This is a genomic window from Nocardia otitidiscaviarum NBRC 14405, from assembly GCF_000308635.1.
GTDB lineage: Bacteria > Actinomycetota > Actinomycetes > Mycobacteriales > Mycobacteriaceae > Nocardia > Nocardia otitidiscaviarum.
The window spans coordinates 18517-33404 of record NZ_BAGD01000270.1; the positions used below are offsets into that span (position 1 = coordinate 18517).

General features: G+C 69.4%; 14 protein-coding genes. 12 read left to right on the top strand and 2 right to left on the bottom strand.

Features of this window, described 5'->3' with window-relative positions; all coding sequences use genetic code 11:
- From ON31_RS30215 to ON31_RS30260, 10 genes are all read left to right on the top strand, one after another.
- Positions 1 to 366, top strand: coding sequence for a hypothetical protein (locus ON31_RS30215; protein WP_143979717.1), 366 nt, complete (start codon positions 1 to 3; stop codon positions 364 to 366).
- Positions 367 to 432: 66 nt separating this feature from the next.
- Entirely contained in the window at positions 433 to 735 is a 303-nt protein-coding gene (locus tag ON31_RS30220; protein ID WP_039818542.1) for a hypothetical protein, read from the top strand.
- 30 nt (positions 736 to 765) lie between these two features.
- The gene (locus tag ON31_RS30225) at positions 766 to 1596 is read left to right on the top strand and encodes an ESX secretion-associated protein EspG (protein WP_039818543.1); all 831 of its coding nucleotides are present in this window, start codon (positions 766 to 768) and stop codon (positions 1594 to 1596) included.
- Between the two features lie 50 nt (positions 1597 to 1646).
- Positions 1647 to 3200 carry a MinD/ParA family ATP-binding protein gene (locus tag ON31_RS38270; protein ID WP_081592843.1) on the top strand — a complete coding sequence of 518 codons (1554 nt, stop codon included), beginning with the start codon at positions 1647 to 1649 and terminating at the stop codon, positions 3198 to 3200.
- Positions 3197 to 4705, top strand: a complete 1509-nt coding sequence (gene eccD / locus ON31_RS30235) for a type VII secretion integral membrane protein EccD (protein ID WP_039818544.1) — start codon at positions 3197 to 3199, stop codon at positions 4703 to 4705. The genes ON31_RS38270 and eccD overlap by 4 nt, the downstream gene beginning before the upstream one ends.
- The gene (gene mycP, locus ON31_RS30240; protein WP_051037973.1) at positions 4705 to 6087 is read left to right on the top strand and encodes a type VII secretion-associated serine protease mycosin; all 1383 of its coding nucleotides are present in this window, start codon (positions 4705 to 4707) and stop codon (positions 6085 to 6087) included. Before eccD ends, mycP begins: the two co-directional genes overlap by 1 nt.
- On the top strand, positions 6084 to 7913 hold the full coding sequence (gene eccE / locus ON31_RS30245) for a type VII secretion protein EccE (RefSeq protein ID WP_051037974.1): 1830 nt from the start codon (positions 6084 to 6086) through the stop codon (positions 7911 to 7913). Before mycP ends, eccE begins: the two co-directional genes overlap by 4 nt.
- A gap of 10 nt (positions 7914 to 7923) precedes the next feature.
- Positions 7924 to 8250 carry a helix-turn-helix domain-containing protein gene (locus tag ON31_RS30250; RefSeq protein ID WP_244961609.1) on the top strand — a complete coding sequence of 109 codons (327 nt, stop codon included), beginning with the start codon at positions 7924 to 7926 and terminating at the stop codon, positions 8248 to 8250.
- Between the two features lie 60 nt (positions 8251 to 8310).
- Entirely contained in the window at positions 8311 to 9411 is a 1101-nt protein-coding gene (locus tag ON31_RS30255) for a hypothetical protein (RefSeq protein ID WP_039818547.1), read from the top strand.
- Between the two features lie 6 nt (positions 9412 to 9417).
- Entirely contained in the window at positions 9418 to 10221 is an 804-nt protein-coding gene (locus ON31_RS30260) for a hypothetical protein (RefSeq protein ID WP_039818549.1), read from the top strand.
- On the opposite strand, the gene ON31_RS30265 is transcribed toward ON31_RS30260, so the two are convergent.
- Positions 10206 to 10976 (bottom strand): MerR family transcriptional regulator, encoded by a 771-nt coding sequence (locus tag ON31_RS30265; protein WP_051037977.1) that lies wholly within the window; start codon positions 10974 to 10976, stop codon positions 10206 to 10208. The two genes, ON31_RS30260 and ON31_RS30265, sit on opposite strands and share 16 nt — an antisense overlap.
- Positions 10977 to 11074: 98 nt before the next feature.
- Positions 11075 to 12139 carry an SPFH domain-containing protein gene (locus tag ON31_RS30270; protein WP_039818560.1) on the bottom strand — a complete coding sequence of 355 codons (1065 nt, stop codon included), beginning with the start codon at positions 12137 to 12139 and terminating at the stop codon, positions 11075 to 11077.
- Positions 12140 to 12278: 139 nt separating this feature from the next.
- On the opposite strand from ON31_RS30270, the gene ON31_RS30275 reads away from it, so the two are divergent.
- A complete protein-coding gene (locus ON31_RS30275) occupies positions 12279 to 14516 on the top strand; it encodes a serine/threonine-protein kinase (protein ID WP_051037979.1) in 2238 nt (745 codons plus the stop codon).
- Between the two features lie 14 nt (positions 14517 to 14530).
- Positions 14531 to 14888: hypothetical protein (locus ON31_RS30280; RefSeq protein ID WP_157533817.1), on the top strand; the 358-nt coding region annotated here is incomplete at its 3' end.

Genomic DNA, 14888 nt, shown 5'->3' on the forward strand with positions numbered 1-14888 from the left:
ATGGCACTTAATGCTGATCCCGATGTATTGATTCCCGCTGCCCGGAATGCGATGGCCCTGCAGGGAAATCACGAAGGCTATCTGAAGGCACTGCTCGGCGTTCAGGACGAGTTGGCGGCGGCGATCGTCAGCCCGGGCGCCGGTGCGGCCGTGCGGGAAGCCATGACGAACGCCCACACCAAAGGCCATGATCTCGCCGTGAAACTGCAGGAGATCATCCAGACCCTGCAGGACACCGGCATCAGGATCGATGCCAGTGATATGGACGCGGCCGCCCAGGTCCGGAACGCGACATCACTGGGTACCAATGGAGCGGTGGACGTCCCCGCGCCCTCGGGGACCAGTCCGGTGAACACCAATTTCTGAGAACGAAATCCCCACACGAACCGAACATCTATACACGAACAGCATAAGAGGTCGATTGTCATGGCAATGACATACAACTATCAGGCCGTCGATACCAGCACGCTGACGTTCCAGCAGATCGTAGGCGCGATCGAAGAGAACAATCAAAGCCTGATGGGCCTGGAGAACGGGCTCAAGGCATCCTTCACCGGTGAGGCGGCGGAGAACGGCTGGCATCCGCAGATCGATCTGCTGCTGAAGAAGATCGGCGAATACAACGCGGCCCTGCAGTCGCTGAAGACGGCGATCATGACAGCCGGTGGCGCTGGCGGACTGATGAACACGACGGACAAGGACGCGGGATCGAGGTTCCTTGCTATCGGCATCTAGGCGCGATGGCATCGATCACCGGGTGGCGGAGTGGAATCGGATCCGGTAGCGGTAGATCTGAATGTCGATGCCGCCCTGCTGCTTCAGCAGTTGGTCGGCATCGACTCCTACCCCGTGGTGCTCGCGCTGATGCCCAATATCTACCGCGTCGAGGACCGCGACCGGGTGCACGCGGTCGTACGCGAGCAGCTCGTCGAGGCGGGCGTGCTCGTGGGCGACCGAGTGCATCCACAGGTCGCGCACTGGCTGGAGTGCCTGTATCGACCGGATGTGGAGCTCGCCGCGCGAATCATCGACACCGGTGCCGACGAGGTTCCGGCTGGCGTACTGCGAATGTCGCTGGTCCGTCGCGACGACGTCCATGTGCTGGCGCTGCGGTACGACGACCACGTGGTGATACAGCCGGTCTTCAACGAAACCCGCGACCTGCGCGCGGTGGCCGGCGCGCTGCTCGCGGCGTTGGGGCCCTGCCCCGCACTGGAATTCGAGCCGGTGACAGCCGAGCCGGAGGAATTCGTCGGTGCGCCGTCCGACGGCGCGGCCGAGTGGAAGCAGCGGTTCCTGGAGTTGGGTGCGGTTCCGCACACCGCGGGTGTGCTGAGCCGGGTGTTCGAAGAGGTGTTGCGGCGTGCGGAGGTGGTGGTCCTCGAACATCACGACGGCGGGACCGCGGAGGCGGGCGTGTGTATGAGCGTGTTCGACACCGAATCCGGCCGGGTCGTCGCGACGCCCGGCGTCGGTTACGACGGGCAGCAATGGGCGACCTTCGCCCCGGGTGACGACGCCACCGTCGCGGCGGGTGTCGCCGCCCTGGTCGAGATGTTGCCGAGCCGCAGCTGGTTCGACACCAGCCGGGTCTGAACGGTGGCGGCATCGGTGAGGGAACGAATGATCGTGCGAGGAAGAGGCACATGGTGAATCGACCACCGACCGTCAATGGACGGGGGCAGGACTCGGCCCGCCACCTGGGCGGCTACGGCACCTACCTGCTCCCGGACTCCCCTGGTCCCGATGCTGCGGCGCAGCAGGCGGAAACCACCGGACCGGGCAGTGCCCAGCCAGGCGTCGACGCGTCCGTCGCCTCGGACCGACCCGCCGCGCCGCCGCGCCCGGCGGATACCGCGACGCCGACCACCGCCCAGGCCGCGCCGCCGCAGCATTCCGGGGTCACCTCCGCCGGGACCGGTGCACCGGCATCCACGTATGCCACGGCACAGCCACCGAACTCGACCGGCACCGCCGCACCGACGTATGCCGCGCCCGTGCCGCCATCGTCCACGGCGGCGTACCCCGCGCATACGACGGGACAGGCGCAGCCGCGAGACGCGAGCACCGCCGTCGGATCCGGGAGCGAGTCCGGCGCCTCGGCGGCACGTGAGGCGGCATCGGAGGCCGCGGGTGCCGCCGAGCACGCGGGACGTGACGTGACGAGATGGTCGGCCACCGGCGAACTCGAGCCCGAGGTCACCATGGGTGTGGAGCCGATCGGGCAGCGGTCCGAGCCGGCGGGCCGTGTGGAGGTCATCTCGGCCGCGCAGGCCGCCTCCCACCTGCTGGCGGAGATCACCGCGACCAACCGTGCGACCCTGCGGGCGTCGACCGGCGTGCGCGGCGCGCTGAACAAGGTGGGCTTCCGTTTCGGACTGTCACCGGCCGAGCAGCGCGCCGAGGACCGGCGCAACCGGATCCGGCGGCAGATTCCCGGCACCTACCAGATCGCGGTCATCAGCGTGAAGGGCGGCGTCGGCCGGACCACGACCGCGGCGACACTCGGATCGACCTTCGCCTCCATCCGCTACGACCGGGTGGTCGCGGTCGACGCCAATCCCGACTTCAGCGATCTCGGCACCCGGACCGTGCGACATCCGTACGGGCTCACCCTCCGCGATCTGGCACAAGCCCGGGATCTGCGGGCGTTCTCGGCTGTCCAGGCCTACACCACCACGAACAACGCCAATCTGGTGGTCGTCGCGTCGCCGTGGGCGACCGATGCCACCCGGGCGCTGAACGGTGACGAGTACGCGGCGGCCGTGCAAACCCTTCGGGTGCATTACAACCTGGTGGTCGTCGACTGCGGTACCGGTGTGTTCGATTCGGCGACCGGTGGGGTGCTGGCCAGCAGTGATGCGGCACTGGTGGTCACCCCGGCCACGGTGGGCGGGGTGACCGGTGCGGTCGCGACCCTGAACTGGCTCGCCGCCCACGGTCTCGAACGCCTGGTCCACCGGTCGAGTGTCGCCATCGTGCACCAGCATCCGGTGAAGCCGAATGTCGACGTGGCGGCGATCGAGCAGTTGTTCGCCACCGCGGAACGGCCTACCTACACGCTGCCCTACGACCCACATCTGGCCGAGGGCGGCGAAATCGATCTGCGACTGCTGCACGGCGACACCGTATTGGCGTTCGAGGAACTGGCCGCGGCCCTGTCCGACGGGTTCCCGACCTTCCGAGGAGCGACACGGTGACCGCTGTCGCCTCGCCGGCCGCGGACGCGGCGACCTCGGCGGAAGTGGCCCGGGTCCGGGTGGCGATCATGGTGGCCACCTACCAGGTCGACGTCGTGGTGCCCACCAAGTTCGCGGTGGAGACATTCATCGACGATCTGCTCGAGGTGCTGGCCGCGGCGGTCGAGGACGACGACGTCGACTTCACCCCGCCGGTCGGACAGTGGAGTCTGGCCCGACCCGGACAGCTCCCGATTCCGCGCTGGCGCAGCCTTGCCGACCATGACATCGCCGATGGCGCCGTGCTGGTGCTGACACCGGTCGAGTCCGCGGAGGTGTTCCGGCCGATCGTCGAGGACATCACCGATGCGCTCGCCCTGATCAACGAGCGCGAGTTCGCCGAGTACGACGCCGGAACGTCGGCGGTGGTCGGCTTCGGCGTGCTGGTGGCCGGTGCGACGGCGGCCGCGAGCATGCTGACCTGGGCATGGCTGCGCAGCGGATCGGTCCTGTGGTGTGCGGTCCCCGCCCTGCTGCTGGGCGCGGTGTTCCTGGGTGCGGCGGTCGTCGCCGGCCAGCGGTTCGCCGCGCCCCGCGCCTGCCTGGGATCGGCCCTCGCCGCGCTGGTGCTGCTGTTCGCCGGCGGCGCCATGCTGGTGCCGACGGAATACGACGAAACCGGCCGATTCACCGCGGCCAACCTCGCGGCGGGCGCCGTGGTCGCGGCCGTCGCCGCGGCGACCATGATGCGCGTGACCCGGGTGGGTATCGCGACGCTGATGTCGGTGACCGCGCTCGGCATCCTCGGCGTCCTCGCGGCGCTGCCCGCGGCCTATCTGGAGCTGTCGGCGAGCCAGGTGGCGGCCGGTGCGGTGCTGATCATCGTGATGCTGCTGGGATCGGCTCCGCGTGTGGCCGCGGTGATCGCCCGGATCCGGCCACCGGATCTGCCCGACCCGGGCAATGAGGTGGCGCCCGCGACACTCACCGACATCTTCGACGCCGAGACCGGCACCGAGAGCGAACCCGACGACCCGCAACGCCGACGCATCGAGGCCACCTTCGAATCACGGGCGCGTCTGGCGGTGACGAGCCTGCGCGGATTGGTCGTGGCGCTGTCGCTGTCGCTGTCCGTCGCCACGGTGCTGGCGGCCGCGACGCATCCCGGCAAGATCCGCGAGATCGTGCTCGCCGTGGCGGTGGCGGGAATTCTGGCGATGCGGGCCCGCTGGTATCCGGACCGCGTGCAGGCCATCGCGCTGGTGACCGGATCCGCGGTGACGGTGATCGGGCTGGGAATCGTGCTGGTCGGCGTGCACGACACCGTCGGCGTCCGGCTGCTGGTCGCGGCCCTCGTTCTGGTGGCGGCGGTGCTGGGTTGTCTCGCGGCGGTCCGGTTGCCGAATGTCCGGCTGTCCCCGGTGACCCGGCGGGTGACCGACCTGTTCGAATACCTGCTGCTGCTGATCGTGCCGATCCTGGCGTTCTGGATCATGGGGATCTATGCGGCGATGAGGGCGATCTGATGCGTACGACCGGATGCGCCGTGACACTGGTGGCGGCCGCCCTGTTCACCGGTGCGGCACCCGCGGCGGCCGTCGAGCCACCACAGGTCGTCGTCGGACCGCCACCGGCGGAAGAGCCGCCGAAACCGGAGTTTCCGATGAAACAGGACAAAGGCTGCGTGGCGGCCGGTATTCTTCCGGGAACCGATCCGGCGCGGCAGCCCCCGGTCGACACCGCCTTGAACCTGTCCCGAGCCAGGGAACTGAGCCGGGGCGCGGGCGTCACCGTGGCCGTGATCGATACCGGGGTGAAACCGAGCCACCGGCTGCGCGATGTCGTCGGAGGTGGGGATTATGTCGCCGACGGCGGCGAGGGACTGTCCGATTGCGACGCGCACGGCACCCTGGTGGCCGGCATCATCGCCGGCACAGCAGACCCCACGGACGGGTTCATCGGTGTCGCCCCGGAGGCCCGGATCCTGTCCATTCGTTACCGGTCCGCGGCGTTCACCGCCGAGGATCCGCAGCACTTCCGACCGGGGGCCGAGGCAGCGGTCCAGGTCCGCACGCTGGCCCGCGCCATCGTGCACGCGGCCCGGCAGGGCGCGGGTGTGATCACCGTGGCGCTGCCGGTATGCGTGCCGGTGCGGGAGGCGGTCGATCAATCCCAGCTCTCGGCGGCCATCGGCTACGCCGTGCGGGTGCGTGGCGCACTGATCGTCGCCAGCGCCGGTGACACCGGCGGATCGGGATGCAACCAGCAGAATCCGGGTGTCGATCCCACCGATTCGGTGGATCCGCGCGGCTGGCGGAGGGTGCAGACCATATCCACACCCGGCTGGTTCACCCCCGAGGTGCTCACCGTCGGCGTCACCACCGTCGCCGGCGCCGCGTTGGACAGCTCGCTCGCCGGACCCTGGGTCTCGGTGGCCGCACCGGGGACCGGCATCGTATCTCTCGGTCCGGGTGGTGGCGTCGTCAGCGGGGTCGGGGATCCGGCCGCGCTGTCCGAGATCGGCGGTGCGTCCTTCGCCACCGCGTATGTCAGCGGTGTCGCCGCCCTGCTGCGGTCGCGGTTCCCGGGCGAGACACCGGCCGAGATCGCGACGCGCCTGCAAGCCAGCGCCCATTCGCCGGCTCGCGGTGTGGACAATGTGGTCGGTGCCGGGCTCATCGACCCGCTGGCAGCGCTCAGCTACCGGACACCGCCCAGCAGGCCGGAGGGGCTCTTCCAGTCCGCACCGCTGGCCGTGAAACCGCCCGAACGACCGCGAGACCTGCGCCCCGCGATCACCGCGACAGTGGTCATCGCCGGTGCCGTATTGCTGGGTCTGGCGGCGAGCTTCGGCCCCGGGTTCGCCGGGATCCGGCGATCCGGCACCCAGTCGTCGAGGTCGCGGTGACCGTATCGTTCCGCGGCGCCGGTCCGAGCGGCACCCCGGCCCCGCGGCTACCGTTCGGCGCCGAACCCGGCCCGGTCGCCGGGGCGGTTTTCATCGCCGTCCTCATGCTGGTCGTGCTGTCCCGGACCCATCCGTGGTGGGTCGCCGCACTGGTGCTCGCACTGTGGTCAGCCGTCGTCGTGGTGCCCGTGGGCCAGCGCACCGCCTACCGATGGTTGCGCGACTGGATCGGGTACCGCGCCGGTCGGTCGGCCCGGGCCCGCGAACTCGTGCGACCGGAATCGGTGGTCGACGTGCGTGTGGCCGCGGGCGTCTGCGGCATCCGGCGTGGGGGTGACACCCTGATCGCGATGATCCAGCTGGCTCCGAACCTGGATCTACCGACGATCATCGGCGCGGGCACCACCTACACCGAGGACACGGTGCCGGTGCCGGTGCTCGCCGAGATGCTCGACCAGTACGGCATCGCGATCGACATCGACATCGTGACGACTGGCCGGCGGGTTCGGTCCGTGGGAAGCTACGGCATGCTGTACGACCAGCTGATCGGCACCGACCCGGCGGTCGGGGAGCGGTTGACCTGGTTGGTGCTGCGTCTGGATGTCGAACGGAACCTCGAGCCTCTCGCCCGGCGTGGTTCGGCGGCGGCCGCGGCGCCGAAAGCGCTTGCCTCCGCGGCACATCGCATCGCGGCCCGGCTGCGCGAGATAGACATCGCCGCTCATCCGCTGCCCGCCGAGGCCATGCAGGCGGCGACCCGGTCGCTGCACACCGGATTCGAATTGACCGATCTGCGAGAGAGCTGGCGCATGCTGGCCGGACCGGTGCCGACTCGCCACGTCACCAGCTATGAGATCGATCTCGCGCGGATCGACGATGCTCTCGATTCCTGCTGGACGTGGCACACCGGCCGGACAACCCTCACCGTGGCATTGACCAGCCGGGGCGTCCAACACGGCGGTACGGGCGCTGCCGAAGACCGCGAGGTCGAGGTGCGTGCCCTGGCACGCTATGTCGGGCCGGGGCCGCAGGTCGGACGACCCGCTTACCTGCATCCACTGACCGGCCGTCAAGGCGCCGCGCTGCTGGCATCGCTACCGGTCGGTGGCCGCGAACGGTGGCACCGTATCGGCCGCCCACGCCGCGTCGATCCGGTCGTGTGGCAGGTCGGAGAACAGCTCGAGGTTGCGGCGGAACAACTGCGCATGGCCATCGGTCCCAGTGGGCAGATTCTCGGTGCGATCAGAGGGCGGGCCGAACACAATCTCGCACTCCCCCTTTACGATCCGGTGCGGTACAACCCGCGGCGGCGCACCGTCGACGTGCACGCGGAGCTGCCGATCGCCCAGCAGATCGTGCTCCGGACCGTGGCCGTCGGCGCAGATGTCGAGATCCATTCGAGCCGCCCGGGGCAGTGGCAGCACCTGGTGGACGCGGTCGGAGATCCCCGGTCGTTGCGGCTGGTCGGTGCACACGGCCCGATCGGGGCGCGCAACGGGACCGAGCCCGAAGTGGGCCCGGCGACCGTGGCGGTCTTCGACCAGCTCGTACCGAGTACCACGGCCGCGCCCACCACGATCGTCATCAGTGCACCCGGCGGACCACGGCAGCGATCCGCCGACCTGTCCATCGATCAGACCGGCGCGGCCGCGATCGATGTCGGTATCCCCATGCACACCGTGCGGATCGATCTGATCGAACCGATCGGCGAGGACCGGTTCCTGACCGGTATCGACGAATCCGCCGGTATCTCGTCCCCGGACCGGCAGCGTCCGGTACCCGAACTCGCGGGCGCTCGGCCCGCGTCCGGCTCGGATGGAAAGTAGGTCGAATATCGTGTCAGCGGAGGCGGAATCCCGGAATGGCGGCGGCGGTGAGGAACTGACGCCGCGACAGCTGGCGGCGTCGGTGTTCTCCAAGCGGCTCGCCGAACTCGTCGCGGAATCGGTCGTATCCACCGAGGACGACGGTCCGGTGCGGTCGCTGACGTTGTACTCGCTGGCGCAACACCTGGAGCTGGCCTACCCGGACGTGCCGATATCGCAGTCCGGCCTGTACCGCCTCATCCACGGTGAGGCCATACCGCGCTTGGATCTGATCGTCGCGCTGGCGCGCGTATTCGATGTCGCGCCAGAGTATTTCATCACCGAGCCCAACCAGTAGCCGGTGGCGTTCTCACACTTGGGAACGGGCGGCGACCGAGAAATCGATACGATTCCCGGCATGCCCGACGAGGAACCGGGAGATGTCTTCCTCCGCCATCGGAGCGTGGTCCTGGCCGCGCTGTTGCCGGGCTCGTCCGGGGCGAAGCCGGAGGCGGAAAAGGAAGCGCCCGAACCGGTTTCGACCGGCTCGGCCGCGACGGACCCGGATGCCGCGGACCGCGAGCTGGCGGAGGCGGAAACCGTTCCGGAACCACGGCGCCCCACCGGGGCGGGCAGCCCGCTGCCGGTCCGCCCGCGTTCGGCACGGAGGTCCTCGGCCAGTGAGCAGATCAACGCGCTACTGAACGGCTCGGGGCCCATCGAGCCCAGAGCACAGGGGTTCACCGATCCGGCTCGGATGCCACCGGAGCGGCGCGATGTCGAGGCCCCACCGAAACGGCGGGAGGAGCCGGTCGGCAAGGACCGGTTCGACGACCTGTTGCGGCCGACGCCCGGCGGCCGCCTCGGCGCGTTGACGCAGCGGATCGCTCCACAGCTGCGCAAACCCAAAGTACTGCTGTCCGTCGGTGCGGTGCTGGCCGTCCTGCTGCTGGTCGTGCTCATCACCACCGGTGGTGAGCAGCAACAGGCAGGGCAACCGCTGGTCGTGACGTCGGCGGCGCCGACGCCCGCGCCGCCGCCCGCCGAGCCGACCGAGGAGGTGAGCCGTGGGAAGCCGATCGAGGTGGTGTCGGCGACGAGCCACTGTCCGCCGGGCAGCACCGACGGTATGGACGCCTTCTCGGGTGAGGCGGGCAAGGCATGGTCGTGTGTGCGGGCCTATCACGTCGACGGCCAGGTGCTGACCATCGACCTGGGCGGGACGTATCTGGTCGAATCCATCTCGATCGTGCCCGGCTGGGACCACATCCGCGCCGACGGCGTGGACGAATGGAGCAGGCACCGGACGGCGAGCCGGGTGTCATACCAGTTCGACAACGAGAACTTCACCACCTACACCCAGGAGACTCTCGATCAGCGCGGCGTCGTCACCACCGAGATCAGTCCGCCGGTGCGGGCATCGGAGATCATTCTGACGATTCTCGAGTCGAGTGGCGATCGATCGCTGAACGACACCGCCGTGTCCTCGATCGTGATCACCGGAAAGCCGCAGGGGTGAGTCGAGATGTCCGCGGTGACATGCGGCTACTGCTCGCATCGCAATGACGGTGACCTGGCGCGCTGTGCGTACTGCGGTGCGCCGCTGGCCGCGCCCGCCCCGGCCGCCGGACCGGCGGCGGATCCGCGGCCGAGCGAGGTGCCGTCGGTTCCGGAGCACCGGCATCCGGGGATCGGTACCGCCGCCGCCCGCATCGCGCACGATGCGGAGTCCGCGGTCCGTTTCGGCGGAGCGGCTGCCCGCGGTGGCGCGGACGCCCTCCGCGCGGTGGGCGCCGTCGAACGCGGTCTGGCCTCCGGGGTTCGGACCCTGACCGAGCGGAAGCGGTATTCACCGCGGCACTGGCTGTTGACCGTCGGGGGCCTGGCCGTGCTGCTGGTGTGTGGTGTGCTCATCGCGGGCAGGTTCTCGCCGCCGCTCACGCCGATCGCCGCCACGACCGCGTCTGCCCGTCTGCCCGAACCGCTGCGTGCCGCGACCTGTCGGCCCTACCACGCCGAGTCCGGCGAACGGTGCGTACTCGCGGCCGGTGACCCGCTACTGCGGGGCCTGTCGGCGGGCCGGGATCTGACCTTCCATGTGCGCACGCCGCCGTCCGATGCGCTCGCGGCCACCGTCGAGCAGTGGCGTTCGAGTGCCCGGACGATCGTCGCCGACGGCGACGTGTTCGCGGCGGTGGGGTCCTCGGCCACCGTGCGCTACGCCGACATGAGGACCGGTGTCGTTCTGGAGACCGGGGCCTTCGACGGGGACCGGAGCGCCCGGAGCTTTCTGGAGCGGTCGGGGCTGCTCGATCAGGACGGTTCGTGACGTAGCGCCGCCGTCAGATCCGCCGGATCGTCGTAGAGTTCGGCCAATTCCGCCGTGTCGTCCTCCAGATAGCGCAGCACCAGCTGGCTCACCAGCGCCACGGTCGCGCGCCCCGGAACGACGCGGGTGGCGGCCAGCTGCTCGGTGACCCTGGCCAGGTCGTCCGGGGTGCGCTCGGACTGCTGGAAACGGGCCCAGCCCATCCGGTGGAAGAGGTCGACGTGCCGGCGCGCGATGCGGTCGCAGTCGGCGTAGAGATTCTCCAGCTCGTCGACGACCTCGCTCAGCGGCAGCCCGGCCTCGGTGAGTCGACTGCCGATGGTGATCAGCCGCGGGTTGGCGATCCGATAGGTGACGGCGTCGACGGGTTGGTAGAGCCCGATGGCGACGATCCGCGCGAGGCCGTCGGGAACGTCGCGGTACCGCTCCTGCAGTTCGGCGGCCGAGATGGTCTCATTGGGGAATTTGCCGGATCGGGCGGTCGTCTCGTCGATGACGCCGAGCACGTCGGAGAGCCCGTCGCCGCGGTCCCATGCCTTGAGCAGTTCCTTGATCCCGCTCAGCTTGATCCCTCGGTTGAGCAGGCGGCTGATGGTGCGCACCCGGCTCAGATGCTCCGGGCTGTAGTAGCCGGTTCGGCCCTTCACCATCGGTGGGGGAAGAATGCCACGCTCGTGATAGACACGCAGGCTGCGGACGGTGGTGCCGGCTTCCCGCGCCAACTCGTCGATCGTGTACTTCGCCTCGACTGCCATCCTTCAAGGAAACCACAGTGGGATTTCCTTGAAAATAGAACGACACGATATTCAACGGTACGTCAGGAAGTGTCACACCGAAGTTCAGACCGGTTGGGTCAACGGTCGGCGGATCTCGTGCCGCACGCACCGCAGAACCGGGCGTCGGGCGGCAGCGCGGCCCCGCAGCCGGTGCACGACCGCTCGGTGCTCATCCGTTCGCCGCAGCTGGTGCAGAACGCCGTCGAAGCCGGGTGCACGGCCCGGCACCGTGGGCACGCGGAACCCGAATGCCCACGGTCCGCCGTATTTCCGGGAGCACTGTACCGGGGCTTCGCCGCGAGTTGCGGGTGGACGGCGCTCAGGCCGAGTCCGGCGCCGAGGAAGGCTCCGCCGAGAGCGGCGTCGCCGCCGTGCGCCATGCCCTGACCGGCTCCGATCGCCAGCTCGCCCGCCGCGTACTGCCCGTAGTCGCCCACCAGCTCGAGATATCTGGTGTCCTTGGCCAGCCGCTTGAGCCGATCGGCGTCCTCGGGTGCCAGGTTGATGTCGAAATTGCCCATGCGGGTGATGAGCAGCCCGTATCTGCGCAGCTGCCGGTTCGTCACGGCCAGCACATCGGTGTCGATCTCGGGCATATGCGCCGAGAGACCGAGTACCGGCCATCGGCCATTGGTGATCCCGGACGTCACCGCGATCTTCATCGACCGCAGCAGCAGGTCCGAGCACCACGCGGTGACCTGGTCGGGGTCGGCCAGGTCGACGGTGCCGATCAACCCGGTGACCAGGGCGGCCGGGTCCTGGACGGTCAGCGCGTACTCGCCGAAGACGCGCAGGGTGACGATCTGCTCGCTGCGGGGATCAAGGATGTCGTCGAGCCGGCCGCCGAACCTGTTGCCCGGGAACTCCCTGGTTCCCACGAAGTACAGCTCCGCACGGTAGGCGTTGCCGCCGGTGACGGCGTCCAGCAGTGCGCCGAGGCCCGGCAGCTCGGTGGCGTCGACCCGGTGCCGACCGGGAGTCATCAGACCCGCGACCTGTCCGGTGTGCACGAACAGCGCGACCTCGCCGGAGTTCACGATCACGCGGGAGAAGCGCCGGATGTTGACGTCCGGCCACTTGTACACCAACTGGTTCTTGCGGCTGTCGGGAACAGCGATGAATTCCCGCTCGAACCAGGCCATGTCGTCGAGGATACGGTCGCTTCCCAGGTCGGTCGTGTGCCGTATTCCCACGGTGGGGAAGGGTCGCGTGGCGCATCGGTGACCTGGGCGCGCAGAATGCCGAGGCACACGCCGCCGAGGCAGACCGGGAGGGGGCCGAATGCTGGACCACGGCACCGAATCCGCACCAGAGCTGTCCACCACCGGGTTGGTCGCCGCGCTCGACGATGCCGGGCTCGGTGCCGGACGCGGCCCGCGTTCGCGGCCCAGCGTCCGCCGACTGGGTGGGGGCTGGGTGGAGCTGCCGCCCGCCGAGCCGATCGATCCGCGCACCGCGGTCCTCGCCGAACCGGTTGTCCGAGAAGAGAAACGATTCTGCTGGCGGTGTGACGAGCCGGTCGGCCGTTCCACGCCGGCCGTCCCCGCCACGGCATCGGGCGAATGCGAGATCTGTGACGCGCCATTCGATTTCCGGCCCGCGCTGGCGGAGGGCGATCTGGTCGCGGACCAATACGAGGTGCAGGGCTGCCTCGCCCACGGCGGTATGGGCTGGGTGTATCTCGCGATCGACCGCAATGTCAGTGATCGATGGGTGGTGCTGAAAGGGCTGATGACCTACGGCGACTTCGAGGCCCATGCGGTCGCCGTCGCCGAGCGGCAGTTCCTGGCCGAGGTGTCGCACCCCAATATCGTGAAGATCTACAACTTCGTTCAGCATCAGCCCCCGCACGGGCAGCCGTGCGGCTACATCGTGATGGAGTACGCCGACGGCCGGTCGCTGGACGACATCCTGCACGCGGCCGCCCCGCATCGGCTCTCGGTCGCCGAGGCCATCGCCTTCGTCCTGGAAATCGTTCCGGCACTGGAGTACCTGCACTCCAACGGCCTCGCCTACAACGACCTCAAGCCCGGCAACATCATGGTCGGGGAACGGGTCAAGCTGATCGACCTCGGTGCGGTGGCCGCCATGGATTCGGCCGGATATCTCTACGGCACACCGGGTTTCCAGGCCCCGGAGCTCACCAGCACCGGGCCCACGGTTGCCTCCGACATCTACACGGTCGGCCGTACCCTGGCCGCGCTGACCCTCGATCCGGCGGCCCGCCGGGCGCGTGGCGGCAACGACGATCTGCCCACCCCGATCGAGCAGCCGGTGCTGCGGCGCTACGAGGCGTTCTACCGGCTGCTGCTGCGGGCGACCGATCCCGATCCGGCACTGCGGTTTCCGACCATGCAGGCGCTGCATACGCAGCTGACCGGCGTGCTGGCCACCGTGCTCGCGACCGACACCGGCGAGGAGTACCCGCAGGCGTCGACCCTGTTCAGCGCGCAGCGCACCAGTTTCGGGACCACGGCGTTGATCGCGCCGACCGACAGCCTCGCCGACGGCGTGTACCGGCACGGGACCCTGGACGCGTCCAGTGTGGTCGCGGCGCTGCCGGTGCCGCTGACCGATGTCGACGATCCGAGCGTGAATCTGTCGTCACGGTCGCTGCCCAGTGATCCGCAACAGGTGCTCGACACGCTGCGGATGGTCGCGGAGTGGTCGCAGGCCGGCAAGATCGACACACCGGCCTCGTACGAACTGGAGGGCGCACTGGCGGAGGTGCGTGCGTATCTGGATATGGGCGATCCGGTCGCCGCCAGGCAGCGGCTGGACCGGATCGCGTCCGACAGTCGCGCGGACTGGCGTATCGCCTGGTACCGGGGTGTCGCGGCCTTGCTGGCGGAGGACTTCGACGAAGCATTCACCCGATTCGACACGGTGCACACCAGGGTGCCAGGGGAGCTCACGCCCTCTCTGGCTCTGGCCGCGACTGCTGAACTCCTTCTGCAGGAACGGATTTCACTGTCGGAGACCGAACCCGCCGATGAACACGCCGGGCGCTGGCACGAGGTGGCGCTGCGGTATTACACGATCGTCTGGCGCACCAACCGCAGCGCGGTCAGTGCCGCTTTCGGCATGGCCCGCCGCTTGGCGGCCGCCCGCGATCCTCTCGCGGCGGTAGCGGTCCTGGACGAAGTGGCACGGACTTCGAGCCTGCACGCGCTGGCCCGGATGACCGGCTGCGTGCTGCTGGTGTCCCGGCCGCCGGCCGAGCTCGAGGAGTCCGACCTGCACGCCGCCGCGACTCGGGTGCGGGAGTTGCCCGCGGACGAACCGCGCGCGCAGCAGATGCGCGTGCTGGTGTTGAACGCCGCACTGATGTGGCTGACCACGCGGCGCGGTCCGGAGCGCCCGCAGACGACGCTGCTGGGTGTGCCGTTCACCGAAGACGGCGTGCGCCACGGCGTCTCGGAGTCCCTGCGACTGCTCGCGCGCAAATGCGACGACCGGATGCACCGCTACCATCTGGTCGACCTGGCCAACCAGGTGCGACCGCGCACCTGGTGGTAGTGCTGGGTGAACCGATGACACGCCTGATCGACTACACCTTCGACGGAACCTGGCTGACCTATGTCGACGAGCGACAGCTGTCGGCTCAGCTGCGGCAGCGGCTCGAGCAGCGGCGGGCCGCGGGGTATCCGCCGGTCCACCAAGGGGTCACCGGGGGCGGCGATTCCGTCGTTGTGCTGGGTGCCGCCGGTGTGCTCGGGGCGGGTGCGCTGCTGCTGCTCCTCATCGGCACGGGACCGTCGTGGCTGTGGGGCCTCGTGCTCGCCGCGGCGGTCGTCGCCGCCGGTGCGACGCTGCGCCGCACCGCGCGTTCCACCGTATCGCTGACCGCGAGTGACCGGCGCGCTGTGGCCGCCGCGACCAGGCGGTTGT

Coding starts and splice junctions, on each gene's coding strand:
- ON31_RS30275 (WP_051037979.1), top strand. CDS start 12,279: ATGCTGGACCACGGCACCGAATCCGCACCAGAGCTGTCCACCACCGGG.
- mycP (WP_051037973.1), top strand. CDS start 4,705: ATGCGTACGACCGGATGCGCCGTGACACTGGTGGCGGCCGCCCTGTTC.
- ON31_RS30270 (WP_039818560.1), bottom strand. CDS start 12,139: ATGGCCTGGTTCGAGCGGGAATTCATCGCTGTTCCCGACAGCCGCAAG.
- ON31_RS30220 (WP_039818542.1), top strand. CDS start 433: ATGACATACAACTATCAGGCCGTCGATACCAGCACGCTGACGTTCCAG.
- ON31_RS38270 (WP_081592843.1), top strand. CDS start 1,647: ATGGTGAATCGACCACCGACCGTCAATGGACGGGGGCAGGACTCGGCC.
- ON31_RS30265 (WP_051037977.1), bottom strand. CDS start 10,976: ATGGCAGTCGAGGCGAAGTACACGATCGACGAGTTGGCGCGGGAAGCC.
- ON31_RS30260 (WP_039818549.1), top strand. CDS start 9,418: ATGTCCGCGGTGACATGCGGCTACTGCTCGCATCGCAATGACGGTGAC.
- ON31_RS30255 (WP_039818547.1), top strand. CDS start 8,311: ATGCCCGACGAGGAACCGGGAGATGTCTTCCTCCGCCATCGGAGCGTG.
- ON31_RS30215 (WP_143979717.1), top strand. CDS start 1: ATGGCACTTAATGCTGATCCCGATGTATTGATTCCCGCTGCCCGGAAT.